Genomic DNA, 16,836 nt, shown 5'->3' on the forward strand with positions numbered 1-16,836 from the left:
AGTTCGCGAGCGTGCGTGACTATACCGACACATCGCTGCGCTTCGCTGATCATCATTCCCGGAAATATCCTGTATCAACTCGCCGCACCTACTTAATGGCCGATAAAACCGTTAGCCTGCGCTGCATCGATCAAAAACCGTCTGACAGACACGCTTCCAGCGTCTGACAGTCCATGCTCAAGCGAGACTTTCATGCCCCACTCGTCCCAATCCGCGCATAACGCTATGACCATGACCCCGGCCATGGTCATGCTGTTTGCCTTCTGCTGCGGCGCAATTGTCGCCAACATCTACTACGCCCAGCCGATCATCGAGCTGATTGCCCCGGACATCGGTCTGTCGAGCACGGCGGCCAGTCTGATCGTTTCATTGACGCAGATCGGTTATGCGCTGGGGCTGTTCTTTTTGGTGCCACTGGGCGATTTGCTCGAGAACCGCAGGCTGATGCTGGTGACGACTGTCGTCGCGATTCTCAGCCTGCTGGGTGCCGCCTTCGCCGAGCAGCCGAATGTGTTTTTGCTGGTCTCGCTGCTGGTGGGCTTCAGTTCAGTATCGGTGCAGATGCTCATTCCGTTGGCGGCGCATCTGGCTCCGGAGGAGTCGCGTGGGCGGGTCGTTGGCGGGATCATGGGCGGACTGCTGCTGGGGATTCTGCTGGCGCGGCCGATTGCCAGTCTGGTGGCCGACCATTTCGGCTGGCGGGCGGTGTTCGGCTCGGCGGCCGTGGTGATGATCGGCATCAGCGTGGTACTGGCGACCACCATGCCAAAACGCCTCCCGGATCATCGTGCGTCCTACGGCCAGTTGCTGTTCTCGCTCTGGACGCTCTTGCGTACCCAGCCGGTGCTGCGCCAGCGTGCCTTTTATCAGGCTTGCATGTTTGCGACCTTCAGTCTGTTCTGGACCGCCGTCCCGCTGGAGCTGTCGCGCAATCACGGGCTGTCGCAAACCCAGATCGCGCTCTTTGCCCTGATCGGCGCGATCGGTGCCATTGCGGCACCGATCAGCGGCCGCCTGGCAGACGCTGGCTACACCCGCATCGCATCACTGGGCGCACTGTTGTTCGGCGCACTCAGCTTTCTTCCAGGCCTGGTTCATCCAGCCTACAGCGTGATTGGCCTGGCCATAACCGGCGTGGTGCTGGATTTCTGTGTGCAGACCAGCATGGTCCTGGGCCAGCGCACGGTCTACGCGCTGGATGCCGCCAGCCGCAGCCGGCTCAACGCGCTGTACATGACCAGTATTTTCATCGGTGGCGCCATTGGCTCGGCAGTCGCCAGCCCGCTGTTTGATCACGGTGGCTGGACCTGGGTGCTGATCGCTGGCACGGCACTGCCACTGATTGCATTGCTCGCGCTGCTCAGGGACCGATCCAGGCAGAATGCGTAAACCCTGCACTTTGTAACTGAATTGCAGGATAATGCCGCGGCGATGTCATACCCCATCGCCCTTCTGGCTCTCTCTCGCACCTAAAGGCTCGCGTATCCGGCACCTCTGGATCTGCGCGATTGAACACGGATTGTACACACGCCTCATCCCAAGGCCCCCACCCGTCGATACCGCTGCTCAAGCGTATCGGTATGCATTCCCGCAACCCGAACAAGGCAAAAACAGCAATGGACGCAGCACCACGAACAAGCAAGATTTCCGCGATTCTGGTCAAAATATCGGCAGGCATAGTCTGGATGATCGGGGTCATCTGGAGCATCTTCACCTACCTGTTTCCGGACCCGACCATTCTTGGCCTCAGTGTCGACTTCATCAACTGGAAGACACTGATCATCATTGTCAGCACAGTCATGCTGTTCAGCGGGCTGGGTATCGCCATCCTCGCCAGAAAGCTCCCCTCGTTACTGAAGCTTGGCGTGTGGATGGCGCTGTCACTGTTTCTCTGCGCGGTGTTCTTCAAGCTGGGCGGCGAATACGCAAAGCCTTCGGTGGAGTTCGCCCGCAGTCAGAAACTGTTTACCGAGAATGACAACGCCAACATGTTCGGCAAGCGTTCCGAGACGGTAGACAATCTGAGTATTGAGCTGCTCGACTGTGATCAGAATGGTCAGTCGCCTACCTGCACGCTTGAGCTGATCAATAAAAGCGCCGATCGCGACTTCAGGTTTCTCAACCCGATCAGCCTGTTCGAAGAAACCGGCGGCGCGCTGGGGCTTTCGCAACTGCGTGTCGGCGATGCAAAGTTCGATCGCTGGGACAGCTTCCAGTTGATCCGAAACGTGCCTACCCGCGTGACACTGATCTTTGAAGCGACCAAGGGCCGTGTGAAGCAGTCACCTGCCTTGAAGCTGACCTTCCGCGATCGCGAGAACAAGGACAACGTGCTCAAGTTCAACGAGGTCAAGGTCAACTAGTTGAACGAAGAATGAGCGTCGCCCCTAGGACGACGCACGTATTCACTGGCGGTTTGACTGCTTCAACCAAGCCGCCAGATCCATCACTTCAGCCTCATTGATGCTGTGCCCCATGCCTTCATAGGCATGCAACTGCGGCGTCAGGCCGAGCGATTTCAACGTCGCTTCGGCTTGCGGTGCGCTGGCATAGGCCACCTGGCGATCCTGCGTGCCGTGGCCGATGAATACGCTCAGAGCCTTGAGGTCGTCGGAGGCTTTGACCTCGGACTTCACGACCGGCAGCAGCCGCCCGCTCAATGCTGCAAAACCGCCGACCAGTTTGGGCTGTCGCAGGGCGACTTCATAACTCATCATGGCGCCCTGGCTGAAACCGATCAGGAAGACCTTGCCTGGCTGGGTATGAAACTTCTCAGTGGCTTTGCCGATGAACGCGGCTAACTGGGTACCGCTGCTTTTCAGGTCTTCAGTCACACCGTCGTAATCCGCGACGCCGGGCTTCTGGGTGAACCATTTGTAGCTGTCAGCGCGCAACTCCATCGGCGCCTGTACCGACACGTAGTTGTAGTCGGCCGGAAGCTCTTCCTTGAGCCCGAACAGGTCGGCGGCATTGCTGCCGTAGCCGTGGATGAAAATCACCAGTGGCTGGTCAGGCTTGTCGACATTGGTCTGCGCCAGGTAATCGAGTGGCAGGTCCGTATGCAAGGTGTCCTGCGCCTGTGCCATTCCGACAAAGGCAAACAGCAAGGCAGCGAAGAATTTCAGCATGTTCATGACCTCTGTTTGACGCTGCCAGCGGGCAGCGTCGTGAGTGGACGTGGTGGCAGAAACTAACACAGCCTCAGTTCTGCATGCTGGTCCGCGAAACTTCCGGCTTGATCAACTGCATCTGCTGACGGTAATCATCCGTCACCTGACGGGCCTGGCTGCTGCTGGTAATGACCCGCGGCGTGATCAGTACGATCAGTTCGGTACGGCCCTTGGATTTGCTGGTATTGCCGAACAGCCATCTCAAGCCCGGGATGCGTCCCAGATAAGGTACGGCGCTGACCGACTCGGCGTTATCCTGTTTGATCAAACCGCCCAGCAGCACGGTCTGACCACTCTGCGCGGCCACTTGCGTGGCCACCGAACGGGTGGAAATACGCGGATTGCCGTTGGCATCGCTGTTGTTGGCATTGGTGTCGGCACTGCTGACCTGCTGCTGAATGTCCATGTACACCAGGCCGCCCGGATTGATGCGTGGCACGACATCGAGAATCACACCGGTCTGCACATATTCGACGCTGCTCAATGTGGTGCCGGCATTGGTGTTGGTGTTGATCGAGGTCTGGCTGATCGGGATGTTGTCGCCGACCTGAATCTGCGCCTGCTGGTTGTTCATGACCACCAGCGAAGGCGCCGACAGGACCTGCGTGCGGCCATTGGTTTCCAGCGCCCGCAAGGCGACTTGCAGGTTGTTGCTGACAAAGGAGTAGAAGAACGCGTCAGTAGAGGCCAGCGCAGCACCGCCAGTACCAATCGCACCCTGGCTGCCCGCAGTATTGGTCACGTTGCCGGTGGTACCCGAGTTGCCCGCCAGACGCCCGAGGTACCACTGCACGCCCATGTCCAGCTCACCGGTGAGCTGGACTTCCAGAATGCGCGTCTCGATCTGCACTTGCAGCGGCGGATTATCGAGGCGTTTGATGGCCGACTCGATCTCCTTCCACTGCGCCGGACGGGTGCGCACCAGCAACTGGTTGCTGCTCTTCTGCGCCGTGATGCGTGTGCTGGCGTCCAGAGACTTGTTGTTGCCACCGGACTCGCTGCCTTCCTGGCTGGCCGAATCCGAATCACCGCCACTCTGATCGTCGCCTTCGGATTCGCTGTCGCCATTGTTCTGGCTGTTGTTCATGCCCTGACTGTTGCCAAACCCGCCACCATTGCTCAGGCCGCTGCCGGTACCGCCCAGCCCGTTGGAGCTGCTCATGCCGCCGACACCGTTGCCGCCACTGGAGTTGAGCGACGACAAGGTGGTGGTGCGCAAGCCTGGTGCAACTTTGGCCGCAGCGTCTTCCTTGATGGCGCCGGTGCCGTAAATCTGCCGCAGGTATTTGGCCAGATCAGTGGCCTTCATGTTGCGTACGTCATACACGTACATCTGCGGCTCGTTGCCACCGCCCTCATCGATCGTGTGAATCCACTCGCCGACTTCATGCAGGTATTCAGGCTGCGAGGAAATCGCCACCACCGAATTGGTCCGCTCGATTGGCAGGAAACGCACCATGCCCGCCAGCGGCATGCCGCTTTCCGGGCCGAACATTTTCTGCAGTTCTGGCATCAGTTCGCCAACCGAGGCGCGTTGCAGGCCGAAGACGCCGACAGACATGCCTTTGAGCCAGTCCACATCGAAGGTGTCGATGGTGTCCTGATAGTTGGCCAGCTCTTCGGGCGTACCCGCCAGGCTGAGCACATTGCGCGCCGGGTCTACCAGCAGGAAGGCGTTTTCCCGGGCGAACGGCTTGAGCAGCTTCTGCATCTCGGTCGCCGAGATGTAGCGCAGCGGAAACAGCCGCGCCGACATGCCGGCCGAAGGTTGCGCCACGCGCATTTCCGGGACCAGCTTGCCCGCCACCGCCTGGTTCGATGGCAGGATCACGTAGCGGTTGCCCTGCTTGATCATGGCGTTGTCGGTCCAGGACAGCAGCGTCTCGAGAATCGATAGCGCCTGCTGCTTGTTGACCGGCTTGGACGTCGAGAAGCTCACATCGCCCTTCACACCCTGGGCAATGCTGTAATTCTCGTGCAGCAGATCGCCCATGATGCTGTTGATCACCGCCTGAATCGGCTGATTGGTGAAGTTGAAGACGATGTCACCCGTCTCGGCCTGACGCGCTGCGGGAGCAGCGGCAGGCTGACGGATGAAACGCTGGTTGCCTTTGATGATCTGCCGCTGCGGCGAGCTGGTCGTCTGCTGGAAAGGTGGCTCGACGGGCGGTCTTTCGCTGCGCGGGTCTACCGGCGGGCGTTGTGAACCGGTTCCCTGGAGCGCTTCCTGCAGCATGCCATTGTCGGGATCGAGTGTGTCTGACTGTGACGCGCAGCCGCCAAGGGCGACGGCGGTGGCCAGGCAAAGCAAGGGTGTGCGCAAGGTAGCGATGGCAGGAACTCCAGAAAAGGTACCCATCACAGGGTGGAATCGTTGGTTAAGGTAATCGGCGGTGTATTCGACGGCGGCGGCAGACGCAGCGCGGGCAGGCGCAGGACTTGCGTGCGGTCATCGAGTTTGAACGTGGCCTGGGTGGGCTCCAGACGGTCCAGCGTCCAGCCGTTGGGCAAGCGATCGCCCTGACGGACCTTCAATGCCGGACCGCTGGCCTGCTTGAGCAATGCCACGCGCAACGAGCCGTCCATGATTACCCCGGTCAGGGTCAGGCCAGCCAGATTGGTGGCCTGCGCATCGGCTTTGCGAACGGCCACGTCAGGGCTGCGATCAGGACTGAACAGCGGGGTTTTCCAGGTATTGGCCAGGCTGTCGAGTGTCGCCGAAGGCGCGCTGTGGACCTGCGCCCGCTGATCGACCGGGTCGCGCGGTGCCTGCTCGGGCAGCCAGTCCGGTGAGTGCGCGGCGCCGCTGAAGACCAGTGCGATCAAAGCTGCCAACACTGCGGCAAAAGCCAGCAGTGCCCACTCCAGCGGACGCAGTGAACCGATCATTGCTCGCCCTCCCCGGCACTGGCCGGTTGCAGGTAGCCGCGCACCAGCAGGTGCACCACCAGTTTGCCAGCAGCACCGCTGGCCGGAGCGTTGGCGTCGCGACGCATACTCATCTCATCAATAAACAGAAACGGGCGCTGATACTCCAGCGCATGCAGGATGGCGGTCAGTGGTTCGATGGCGCAGTTCAGGGTCAGGCTGACCTTGACCTGCCGATACGGCTCGGCACTGTCCTGCTCAGGGGTGATCGGCATGCGCTGAGTCAACTCGCAGCCGCCGCCAGTGCTGGCCTGGCTGCTGATCAGGTCGGCAATGCGCTGCATCAGATCCGCGGCCACGGCACTGGGATCTTCGCCCGGCAGCAGGCTGGTGCTGCTGGCCGGATCACGGCGGGCCTGCTCCAGTTGCTCGCGCAACGAATCACCCTGCTGCAGAAGGCCCGCGTAGCGCTGCTGCTGTTCGCGCAACTGGTCGGTCTGTTCGTTGATGTCGCGCAAGGGTCCGGCGAACCAGCTGTCGATCAACAACCAGTAAGCCAGGCACAACACCAGGGCCAGAATCATCAGGGCAGCGCCCCGCCGCTCACGGCTTGTCAGTGGACGGCGCATCGGCGTTCTCCTGCTGCTGGTTCTGGTGCAAATGCGCGCGCAGGGAATATTGATCCTTGCCGGTTTTGGTGTCGGGCTGGATCACCCCCTGAAACTGCGCATTATCCAGACTTCGGCAGTCCTTGACGCGGCCGATCAGCGCACTGGCCTTGGCGCTCTGCCCGGAAAAGGCCACCTCGGCACTGTCGCTGATTTCCAGGTGCTCGATCCAGGTGTCCGAAGGCAGGCAGGCGGTCAGTTCGCTGAGCAGCGCCGAGAGCGGCGGCTGCGCAGCCTTGCGGCGCAGCAGGTAATTGGCGGCGCCCAAGGTGTTGGTCAATTGCTGGCGCAGTTGTTGGACCTCGCCAACCTGAGCCTTCTGCGCCTTGACGCTGGCCTGCATGTCCTCGAGCAGGTTCTGCCGATCGTTCAGCCACAGCAACATGGCGCTCAGCAGCAGGCCGGCACACAGCCAGATCAGCCCGCGCTGCAAGCGATGGCCGGAGCGCGATTGCTGCGGACGCAGTGGCATCGGCAGCAGATCGACACCCATGCGCTGCCCTGTAGTCAGGTTGTCAGCGCCCACATCAGTGCCCACATCGACAGCATCGGGACGCAACCCACGCTCGGCGCACTCACTGAGTATCGCGTCCAGCCGCTCGCGCAGGATTGCCACCAGCGTGACCTGCACAAAGCTGGCGCTGCGACTGTCCTGACGGGCGACGAAGTACAACTGCCCAGCGTCAAATGGCGTGAAACGGTCAAGCTCGTAGCCGACCACAGTCGACAGATTGCGTGCCGCAGCCGCAGGAAGCTGCAAGGTCTGCAACAGCACAGCCGAGGGCGGCAGCAGCAGAACCCGCCGTACCTGAGGCGATGCATCGGGCAGCGGCTCGACCAATGGCCAGACAAGCGCCTGCTCCACGGTCTCGCGGCCCAGCCATCGACGCACACGCGGCGGCAGGCAGGCGCGAAGCTCCGTCACCCACCACTGCCAGGCATGTTGCGCCGGACTGCCACGCCACTGCCGGGCGACCTGTTCGCGTAACGCGTAAACAGGCGCCAGACGTGCAGAAACTGATGAATTCATTCTTGCCAACGCAACACCCTGTAGGGCTGTGCGCCTCCCTCCGATGGGCTCAATAAAACAGTGGTCTGTAACAGGGCGGTCACACCGCCCGGTCGTTCTGCGCGCGTGTCGATGGCCAGTACCTCACCGGGGTCGGCCCCGACCGCGCTCTGGTTCGGCAGGTTCAAGGCCCGACGCAGCAACGCCGAAGCGAACGCCGGGTCGGGCCGATCCAGACCGCTCCATAATGTTATTTCCGGCAACAGCCGGGTATACAGCGCCTGGTTCATGCCCGGCAGCTGGCGAACTTCTTCTACCACCCGCAGCGGTGACTGACCGCCATTGCGCTGCGACTCCAATACCTGGGCGATACCGCTGGCCTGATTTTTAGCCGCGCCGCAGGCCTGCAGCAGACGCGATATATCAGCAACCGGCGCGCTGTTGAGGTCCAGCTTGCCGCGCTCGCTTCTGATGCTCACCAACAGTTGCGTGTCATCCATCCGTAACGAGACCACACGCCCGTCAGCAATCCAGCGTTTGCGCTGTTCAGGATCGAGCAAGCCCTGTACAGCCATATTCATGCCAGCTTCGGCGGCCATCAGCGCCTGGGTATTTTGCCGTAACCAGAGCGACTGCCGACTTTCCAGTTGCACCCACCCGGCCAGCCCGCCGAGCAACAGGCTCAGCAGTGCCAGCACCCAGAGCACCACCAGCAGCGCAACACCGCGCTGCGATCGGCCCGTCACGTTCATTCGCCGCCCGCCCCACCGGACAGGTCCAGCCGCAAGGCCACCACTTCAGAGACCCATTTCACCGCGCCATGGGTCTGCATGTCGATGCGCACCGCGCCCGGCAAGCGATTCGGCCAGGGCCATTCGGCCATCCAGCCGGTCGGCTTGCCCTTGGGCGTCAGCCCGCGATAACTGAACGTCAACGACTCGACGTTTTGCAGCAATACCTGAGGCTCACCCCAGGGTTTGAGGGCGATGCCATTCGCACTGGACAGAACCTGAGCGAACGACACTTGCAAAGACCGATGGTCTTGCGGCCCCTTGAGCTCCAGGCTGTGAACCTGGATACCGCCGCCTAGCTCGCCCGGCAGCGTTGCGACAAACCGCAACTGCTGCGCCGAGCCTTCAAAAAAACCGCTGTTGACGTCATCCTCACCAGACGTGTCCAGCGGCAGCGCCTGAGCGATCGAGCTGCGCAGAAACGCTTGCGCGGCGCGGATCTCGTCCAGGTTAACGGTGTAGCGCTCAGCCTTGAGCACGGCACGATTGGCGCCCAGCAACGCCCCGGCAACCAGTACCAGCAACACGCCGAGCAGGCTGATCACCAGCAGCACTTCCAGCAGCGTGAAGCCACGCTGGGTACGCATCATGACCCCGCACCGCTGACAGCGCCGCGTAATTTAAACGTGCTGAACTGCGCCTTGCGCTGATGTTCACTGAGCATCAGGTCGAGGCGAAACATCCTCGCCTGACCATTGGCACCCGGCAGCTGACGGATATCCAGTGTCCAGTCGATGCCTGCGAGCTCTCCCTTTCGCGTACCGTTTTCCAGCGGACCGGCGCTTTCCTGATCCATTATCGTGCGTGCCGCATGGCTCAGCCGGTCACTGCGCGACACCTGCTGCAAGGAGCGCGCACTTTGCCCGAACGCCACCAGCAGAACACCGCTGCACACCGCCATGACGGTCAGTGCAGCAAGCATTTCCAGCAGGGTGAACCCCGACTGCGATGTTTTCATTAAAGCGTCCGGACCTGGACGCTGCCGGTCAGCCAGCCAATATCAATACGCCAGCGCCGGTCGCCGTCAGCGACCACCACATTGCCACCGCTGGAGCCGCCGTCCGGGTAGAACTCCACAGCGGAACCAAGATCGGACGCGGTCTGCATGGTCACGCGCAGACTTTCCGGCCAGTGCATCTCGCGCTTGCCGGGCGCCTTGAAGGTCGCCTTGCGCAGATTGAATTCGGTGCGCGCCGGCTGACCGGTGACAATCGCGCGCACTCTGGTGGCCCGCAACGCTTCGACCATGTCGCCGACCGCGCGCCGTTCACTGGCGGTGCTCAAACCCTGTTGCAGACCGAAACCCACCAGACCGACGGCGATGCTCATCAACACCAGCACCACCAGCATTTCCATGAGGGTAAAACCCCGGCTTGCGACAGGCGTTCTCATGCCGAACGTTACTCCCAGTTGCCCAGGTCGGCGCTGTACCCTTCGCCGCCCGGCTGACCGTCCTGGCCGTAGAAGATCAGGTCGAAGCTGCCGTGCTGACCAGGGAAGCGGTAGCCGAATGCATGGCCGAACGGATCCTTGAGGTCCGAAGGCTTGGCGTAAGGGCCGTTCCAGTTCGATGCATTACCCGGCTTCTCGGTCAATTGCTGCAAGGTCTTGGGTGGCGAACCGACGTCCAGCGCGTAGCTTTCAATCTTCATGCCCAGGCTGGCCAGTTGAGCCTTGCCTGCCCCGTACTTGCCCTTGTCGACGTTGCCGCCCACCTGACGCACGACGATGGTCGCAACGATGCCCAGCAATACGATAACGGCGAGCATTTCCAGCAATGTGAAGCCGCCCTGTCGACGTGCGGGTTTGAAACGTGTACGGCTAAAAGTCATCGGAATGGTTTCCTGTTTCATGAATTCAGATATTGCTGGTCAGGCTCATCAGCGGCAGCATGATGGCCAGCATGATCACCGCGACCATGCCTGCCATCACTACCGTCAGCGCCGGTACGAGTGCGGCCAGCATGCGGTCGATACCGCGCTTGGCCTCGACGTCGAACACATCGGCGACCTTCATCAGCATGGTGTCCAGTTCGCCAGCCTGTTCGCCGACCTCGATCATTTGCAGCGCCAGATCCGGCAACAGCGGTTGCGCGCCAAATGCGCTGGCCAGCGTACCGCCACCCTTGACCGACTCGGCCGCCTGCTCGACCTGCGCCTGCAGGGCACGATTGGTACAGACCTGGCGAGCGATCACCAGCGCCTGCAACAACGCCACTCCATTGGTCAAAAGCGTCCCGAGGGTTCGAGTCAGACGTGCTGCCTCAATGCGCTGCAATAAAGGACCGATCACCCGAATGCCCAGCAAACGGCGATCGCGGCGCTCGCGACGCTGCGGGTCGCGCATGCGAATGGCCATGCCCCAGATCAACGCGATCAGGCCCGCCAGCACCGCCAGCCCGTAGTCGCTCAAAAACTCTCCGAGGTTGAGAATAACCTCGGTGATCAACGGAATCGGCACGCCGAGATCCTTGAAGATCGGTACGAATTGCGGCACGACGTAGGCCAGCAACAGCGCCAGGGAACCCAACACGCCTACCACCAGGAAGGCCGGATAGATCAGCGCGTTGATCACCTCGCCACGCAGCAACTGGCTGCGCTCCAGGTAATCGCTCAGCTGGCGCAGCGTACTTTCCAGTGCGCCACCGGCTTCACCGGCGCGGACCATGCTTATATAGAGGGGCGAAAACTGGCTGCCCTCTTCTTCAAGTGCCACGGACAACGGCTTGCCAGCCTTGACCTGTTCGCGGATGCGCTCGATCAACGCTTTGGTCTGCGGTTGTCCAGGCTGTTTGAGCAGAATCCCAAGCGATCGTTCCAACGGTTGGCCTGCGCCGAGCAACGTTGCGAGCTGCTGGGTGAAGCTGACCAGCGCCGCGCCATTGAGCAAACCGCTGCCCAGCGCACGACGCAAACCGCCCAGACCGGCAGCATCGACCTGCAAAACCATCAGGCCACGCTTCTGCAACGCGGCAATGGCGGCGTCCTGATCGCGGGCCTCCAGCGTGCCATTCTGCGGCGCACCCTGAGCATCCAGCGCGCGGTACTTGAACAGGCTCATGTGCCTTCACCACGGGTGACGCGCAGCACCTCTTCCAGCGAAGTCACCCCTGCAACGGCTTGACGCAGGCCTTCTTCATGCAGTGTGCGCAAGCCGCCACGTCGGGCAGCCTCTTCCAGCGTCGAGGCGTCGGCGTGGCGCATCAAAAGACTGCGCAGCTCTTCGTTCATCACCAGCAGTTCGGTGATTGCACTACGGCCGCGATAGCCGCCGCCGGGCGCATCGGCACGTGGACGATACAGGCGGATCGGCCGCTCGTCAGTGAAACGCTCCAGCCCGTGTTCGGCGATCAGCTCCGGTGGCGCATCGAAGGCTTCACGGGTTGCCGGATCGAGGCGACGGACCAGGCGCTGAGCCAGAATTCCGTTGACCGTCGACGCGATCAGGTAGCTTTCGACGCCCATGTCCAGCAAGCGGGTAATACTCGCCGCCGCGCTGTTGGTGTGCAGGGTCGAGAGCACCAGGTGACCGGTCAATGAGGACTGGATGGCAATACGGCAGGTTTCCAGGTCGCGCATCTCACCGATCATGATGACATCCGGGTCCTGACGCACGATGGAGCGCAGCGCTCCGGCGAAATCCAGGCCGATGGATGGCTTGACCTGAATCTGGTTGATGCCTTCGAGCTGATACTCGACCGGGTCTTCAACGGTGATGATCTTGCGCTCGGCCGTATTGAGCCGTGACAGCGCGGTATACAGCGTGGTGGTCTTGCCGGAACCGGTCGGCCCGGTGACCAGCAGAATGCCGTGCGGACGCTCCAGCACGTCGAGAAATTCGTCCAGCCGTTCGCCATCGAAACCCAGGCTCGGGAAATCGAAGTTGATGGTCTGTCGGTCCAGCAGACGCATGACCACCGATTCGCCAAAGCTGGTGGGCACTGTCGATACCCGCAGGTCCAGCTCCTTGCCCTGGATGCGCAGCATGATCCGGCCATCCTGCGGCAGACGACGCTCGGCGATGTCCAGCCGCGCCATGATCTTCACCCGGGAAATCACCGCTGCCGAAGAACTGGATGGCGGCGCTTCCGCTTCGTGCAGCACGCCGTCGATGCGATAACGCACCTTCAACTGGCTCTCGAACGGTTCGATGTGGATGTCCGATGCACGCTGCTCTACTGCACGCTGCAGGATCAGGTTGACCAGACGAATGACCGGCGCTTCGGAGGCCAGGTCCTTGAGGTGCTCGATGTCTTCCAGCGAGCCACCCTCCTCATCCAGGTTCTCGATCAGGGTGCCCATCGCCGAGCGGCCCTGCCCGTAGTAGCGCTCGATAAGGGTTTCAACCTCGTTGCGCGGGCCAATGGACAGTCGCACCGGCACCTCGCAGGCGTAGGCGATGGCCTGAAACGGGTACAGCGTGCCAGGGTTGGCGCTGAGCACTTGCAGGCCCTGATCGCTCCAGCCTACCGGTACGACTTGATAGTGGCGCATGAAGCGTTCGGTCAGCGGCGGCAAAGGGTCCAGCAGCGGTGGTACAGCATCGGCGAGCAACAACGGTGCCTGCAGCAATGCCGCCCATGCGCGGGCCAGTTCGAATTCGGAAACCAGGCCCAGACGCGTCAGCAGCCCGAGCAACTCAGTGCCTTCCGACTCCTGCTGCAGACGCTGGGCGCGCTCCAGATCGGCCGTTTTCAGACCGGCATTTTCGATCAGCCAGGCACAAACCTGCTGGGCATCCGGAATGAGCAGACGGGAAACTTCGACGGGAGCTGACGGCATGAATGAGGGCATTTTGCTACTTCGGAGGGACATATTACAGCACTCTCCGACCGGAGAGTGCTGCGCTCAAAGGCTTCAAACGATCAGTTTGACTGCTTTTGAGGGGTTGCGTTCTGCGGGCGACCGCCTTTTGTCGTTTCGGTCTTCTGGTTTTGCGCTTTCTGAGCCGCCTTGGCGTCCTGAGTCTGGGTCATCACGGTCTCGTCGCTGGCGCCGGAAGTTGCATCTGTATCCGTCGCGTCGTCGGCAAAGGCTGCACCACTCAGGGCAAGACCCAACACCACACCGGCACTCATCATGGAAAACTTCATCGTATTAACTCCTCAAAAAAACAAAAAGAGCCCCGCAAAAAAACGGAGCAGTTGTAGAAAACGGCCAAGAACTAGCGCACAGCACATGTCGCAACTTGCGAGCTGTCTTTCTTCATCCTGAAAAATCTTAAACCCATCGACCAGTAGGTTTAACAAGAGTTCCTCAGATGTAAAGAAAAATTACCAAATCAAAGAAAAATACGCTTTTATTTGACATTTATGCCTTGTTTTATACTTAATTGTATCGTTTTGTAGATTCAAAACGCCATCACGTGATGTCAATTTGATAGCGCTCGGCAAGTAAAAAAAGAAACGCCAAACAAAACTAATACGGTAACTAAGGAGTCCTACCTCGCGCCCTTGAAACAGGGAATAAACGCGACGACGGGAAACTGTTGCCCACAGAAAAGTTGGCCGAAAGCAGTAAATAAGAACGCATTTATCCTGCGCACGTGCGCAGGCAGACAGTTATTTGAAACGCAGTTGGAGAGCAATATGAACAAGCGAAAGATGATAGGCGCGCACTCGGCGCTGGCCTTGCTGGCATTGGCAGTATCCCAGGTGCACGCCGCTGACCCGACCGTACAACAAGGGCGTGAAGATCGCGCCGAAAAAGCCGCACAGAAAACCCTGGCCAAGATGACCATGGAAGAAAAGCTGGCCTACATTGGCGGCACCGGCGGCTGGGACGTCAAGCCACTGACCAACTACGGCGTCCCGCAGATCCATGGCGCTGACGGCGGTGTGGGCGTGCGCTACACCAGCGAAGGCAACGATCAGGGTGTTGTCTACCCGTCCGGCCCTAACCTGGCCGCCACCTTCAACCCGCGTCGTGCCATCGACCTCGGCCGTGCGCTGGGCTATGACACTGCCGTCGGCGGCTACCAGTTCATCACTGGCCCCGGCGTCAACCTGTACCGCATGCCGTTCGGCGGCCGTGCGTTCGAATACCTCTCCGGTGAAGACCCGTTCCTCGGCGCCAGCCTGGCACCAGGTGTCATCAACGGCATCCAGTCTCGTGGTGTATGGGCCAACGCCAAGCACTACGCGGCTAACGATCAGGAAAGCAACCGCTTCAATCTGAACCAGACAATGCCAGAGCGCGTGCTGCGCGAAATGTCGCTGCCTGCGTTCGAATCGTCGTCGAAAAACGGCAACGTGGCGATGATGATGTGCGCTTTCCAGAAAGTGAACGGTGAGTTCGCCTGCGAAAGCGAGCACCTGATCGCCCAGATCCTGAAGAAGGAATGGGGCTTCAAAGGCTTCGTACAGAGCGACTACAACGCTGTCGTGCACGGTTTCAACGCTGCCCGCGCCGGTACCGATCTGGACATGATGGGGTACCAGATGAACAGCTCCGTGCTGAAGCCGCATCTGGACGCCGGCGACCTGAGCGCTGCGACCATCGACGACAAGGTCCGTCGTATTCTCAAGCAGATCTACCTGTACAAGTTCGACAGCAAGACGCCGCTGACCACGCACAACATGAACAGCTCGACCAGCAACAAGGTTGCTCTGAACGCTGCGCGTGAAGGTATCGTACTGCTGAAAAACCAGGACAACCTGCTGCCGCTGGACAAGCAGAAAGTCAAGAAAATCGCCGTTGTCGGCACCCTGGCCAAGTACTCGCCACCGACCGGTTTCGGCAGCGCCAACGTCATGGCCAGCCATTACGTCAGCGAATTGAGCGGCCTGCAACAAATCGCGCCTAACGCCAAGGTCGACTTCATCGAAGGCCTGTCGCTGGACCCAAGCACCAGTGCCTGGACCACCACCGACGCAACTGGCAATGAAGTCCAGGGCATGAAGGCCGAGTACTTCAGCAACACCAACTGGTCTGGCGATGCCGCTGTCACCCGCACCGAGAAGCACGTTGACCTGGACTGGGCCAACGACAAGAACCTGCCGTTCGAAAGCAACACTTCGACGTCCGATCCGTACACCACCAAAGGCTCGACCGCTGGCCAGTTGAATGGCGATACATCGTCCACTTCGATTCGCTACACCGGCAAGGTCACCCCGACCCAGAGCGGCGAGCAAGTGTTCAAGGTGCGTGCCGACGGCGCCGTGCGTCTGTGGGTCAACGGCAAGAAAATCATCGACAACGGTGACGGCAAGCCGCTTCCGGGCAACAGCATTCCGCCTACCATTCCAGAGTTCGCCAAGATCAACCTGGAAGCGGGCCAGTCTTACGACGTGAAGCTCGAGTACTCGCGCCGTGCCGGCTACCTGTCGACCATGGGCGGCCTGGTAGGTGTGCAGTTGAGCTCCGCCTCGCTGAACGCTCCTCAGGACCTGTCCGGCTATGACGCCGTCGTGGTTGCCGTAGGTAACAGCAACGAATACGAAGGTGAAGGTTTCGACCACAGCTTCGATCTGCCTGAGTTCCAGAACGAGCTGATCCAGAACATCGCCAAGGTCAACGCCAATACCGTGGTGACCATGTATGGCGGTACGGGTCTGAAGATGAGCGACTGGATCGAACAGGTTCCAGCAGCGCTGCACGCGTTCTACCCAGGTCAGAACGGTGGTCAGGCCCTGGCCGAGATCCTGTTCGGCAAGGTCAACCCGTCGGGCAAACTGCCGATCAGTATCGAACGCAACATCGAAGACAACCCGGCTTACGCTTCTTTCCCGAAATTCGACAATCAGAACACTCTGACCGACATGGATTACAAGGATGACCTGCTGCTGGGTTATCGCGGATACGAGAAGAAAGGCATCAAGCCGCTCTACCCGTTCGGTTACGGTATGTCGTACACCACGTTCGGCTACAGCAACATTAAGGTGACGCCAGGCGTCGCGGTCGGCAACACGCCGATCAAGGTGTCCTTCGACCTGAGCAACACCGGCAAGGTCGGTGGTTCGGAAGTCGCCCAGCTGTACGTGGGCCAGCAGAACCCGAAAGTCGAGCGTCCGATCAAGGAACTCAAAGGCTACAAGAAGGTGTTCCTCAAGCCGGGTGAAAGCAAGCGTGTGACCATCGAGCTGAATGACCGCTCGCTGGCCTACTTCGATGAGAAGAGCAAGCAGTGGGTGGTCGATGCCGACACCTTCAACATCTCGCTCGGTTCGTCATCGCAGGACATCCGCCTGAACGCCAAGCTGGTCAACTCGTTCCGTCAGGAACTGTCGACCACCACCAGCAACCCGCTGCCACGCTCCGCTCTGAACTCGGTTCTGGTCGAGAAACCACCGGTCAAGACCGGCGGTGTATTCAAGCAGACCGTTGAGTAAG

General features: G+C 60.5%; 16 protein-coding genes. 3 read left to right on the plus strand and 13 right to left on the minus strand.

Annotated features, from left to right (window positions below; translation table 11 throughout):
- Window positions 1-192: 192 nt before the first annotated feature.
- Together JOE39_RS09450 and JOE39_RS09455 are read left to right on the plus strand one after the other, a co-directional pair.
- Window positions 193-1,389 (plus strand): MFS transporter, encoded by a 1,197-nt coding sequence (locus JOE39_RS09450; protein WP_024648635.1) that lies wholly within the window; start codon window positions 193-195, stop codon window positions 1,387-1,389.
- A 227-nt stretch (window positions 1,390-1,616) separates the two neighbouring features.
- Window positions 1,617-2,363: a hypothetical protein gene (locus JOE39_RS09455; protein WP_004417314.1), complete on the plus strand. Its 747-nt coding sequence runs from the start codon at window positions 1,617-1,619 to the stop codon at window positions 2,361-2,363.
- A gap of 42 nt (window positions 2,364-2,405) precedes the next feature.
- Here JOE39_RS09455 and JOE39_RS09460 read toward each other — a convergent pair whose 3' ends face one another.
- The 13 genes from JOE39_RS09460 to JOE39_RS09520 form a co-directional block, all read right to left on the minus strand.
- Window positions 2,406-3,128: a dienelactone hydrolase family protein gene (locus tag JOE39_RS09460; RefSeq protein ID WP_004417313.1), complete on the minus strand. Its 723-nt coding sequence runs from the start codon at window positions 3,126-3,128 to the stop codon at window positions 2,406-2,408.
- A gap of 73 nt (window positions 3,129-3,201) precedes the next feature.
- Entirely contained in the window at window positions 3,202-5,529 is a 2,328-nt protein-coding gene (gene gspD, locus JOE39_RS09465) for a type II secretion system secretin GspD (RefSeq protein ID WP_210077433.1), read from the minus strand.
- On the minus strand, window positions 5,529-6,059 hold the full coding sequence (locus JOE39_RS09470) for a general secretion pathway protein GspN (RefSeq protein WP_024683617.1): 531 nt from the start codon (window positions 6,057-6,059) through the stop codon (window positions 5,529-5,531). The genes gspD and JOE39_RS09470 overlap by 1 nt, the downstream gene beginning before the upstream one ends.
- The gene (gene gspM, locus JOE39_RS09475; RefSeq protein ID WP_003343405.1) at window positions 6,056-6,667 is read right to left on the minus strand and encodes a type II secretion system protein GspM; all 612 of its coding nucleotides are present in this window, start codon (window positions 6,665-6,667) and stop codon (window positions 6,056-6,058) included. The genes JOE39_RS09470 and gspM overlap by 4 nt, the downstream gene beginning before the upstream one ends.
- Entirely contained in the window at window positions 6,642-7,736 is a 1,095-nt protein-coding gene (locus JOE39_RS09480) for a type II secretion system protein GspL (RefSeq protein WP_210077431.1), read from the minus strand. The genes gspM and JOE39_RS09480 overlap by 26 nt, the downstream gene beginning before the upstream one ends.
- Window positions 7,733-8,467: a general secretion pathway protein GspK gene (locus tag JOE39_RS09485; RefSeq protein WP_096116513.1), complete on the minus strand. Its 735-nt coding sequence runs from the start codon at window positions 8,465-8,467 to the stop codon at window positions 7,733-7,735. The genes JOE39_RS09480 and JOE39_RS09485 overlap by 4 nt, the downstream gene beginning before the upstream one ends.
- The gene (locus tag JOE39_RS09490; protein ID WP_003371841.1) at window positions 8,464-9,096 is read right to left on the minus strand and encodes a prepilin-type N-terminal cleavage/methylation domain-containing protein; all 633 of its coding nucleotides are present in this window, start codon (window positions 9,094-9,096) and stop codon (window positions 8,464-8,466) included. The genes JOE39_RS09485 and JOE39_RS09490 overlap by 4 nt, the downstream gene beginning before the upstream one ends.
- Window positions 9,093-9,464 carry a type II secretion system protein gene (locus JOE39_RS09495; RefSeq protein WP_003343408.1) on the minus strand — a complete coding sequence of 124 codons (372 nt, stop codon included), beginning with the start codon at window positions 9,462-9,464 and terminating at the stop codon, window positions 9,093-9,095. The genes JOE39_RS09490 and JOE39_RS09495 overlap by 4 nt, the downstream gene beginning before the upstream one ends.
- Entirely contained in the window at window positions 9,464-9,898 is a 435-nt protein-coding gene (locus JOE39_RS09500) for a prepilin-type N-terminal cleavage/methylation domain-containing protein (RefSeq protein WP_003411575.1), read from the minus strand. The genes JOE39_RS09495 and JOE39_RS09500 overlap by 1 nt, the downstream gene beginning before the upstream one ends.
- Window positions 9,899-9,906: 8 nt before the next feature.
- Entirely contained in the window at window positions 9,907-10,338 is a 432-nt protein-coding gene (gene gspG / locus JOE39_RS09505; protein WP_003317918.1) for a type II secretion system major pseudopilin GspG, read from the minus strand.
- Window positions 10,339-10,363: 25 nt separating this feature from the next.
- The gene (gene gspF / locus JOE39_RS09510; protein WP_003417566.1) at window positions 10,364-11,566 is read right to left on the minus strand and encodes a type II secretion system inner membrane protein GspF; all 1,203 of its coding nucleotides are present in this window, start codon (window positions 11,564-11,566) and stop codon (window positions 10,364-10,366) included.
- A complete protein-coding gene (gene gspE, locus JOE39_RS09515; protein ID WP_003411582.1) occupies window positions 11,563-13,287 on the minus strand; it encodes a type II secretion system ATPase GspE in 1,725 nt (574 codons plus the stop codon). The genes gspF and gspE overlap by 4 nt, the downstream gene beginning before the upstream one ends.
- Window positions 13,288-13,370: 83 nt before the next feature.
- Complete coding sequence (locus JOE39_RS09520) at window positions 13,371-13,598, minus strand: hypothetical protein (RefSeq protein WP_003317922.1); 228 nt, start codon at window positions 13,596-13,598, stop codon at window positions 13,371-13,373.
- A 495-nt stretch (window positions 13,599-14,093) separates the two neighbouring features.
- On the opposite strand from JOE39_RS09520, the gene JOE39_RS09525 reads away from it, so the two are divergent.
- Window positions 14,094-16,835: a glycoside hydrolase family 3 C-terminal domain-containing protein gene (locus JOE39_RS09525; protein ID WP_129430005.1), complete on the plus strand. Its 2,742-nt coding sequence runs from the start codon at window positions 14,094-14,096 to the stop codon at window positions 16,833-16,835.
- Window position 16,836: the final 1 nt, after the last annotated feature.

This window comes from Pseudomonas sp. PvP100 (genome assembly GCF_017833055.1).
In the GTDB taxonomy this organism is placed as follows: domain Bacteria; phylum Pseudomonadota; class Gammaproteobacteria; order Pseudomonadales; family Pseudomonadaceae; genus Aquipseudomonas; species Aquipseudomonas syringae.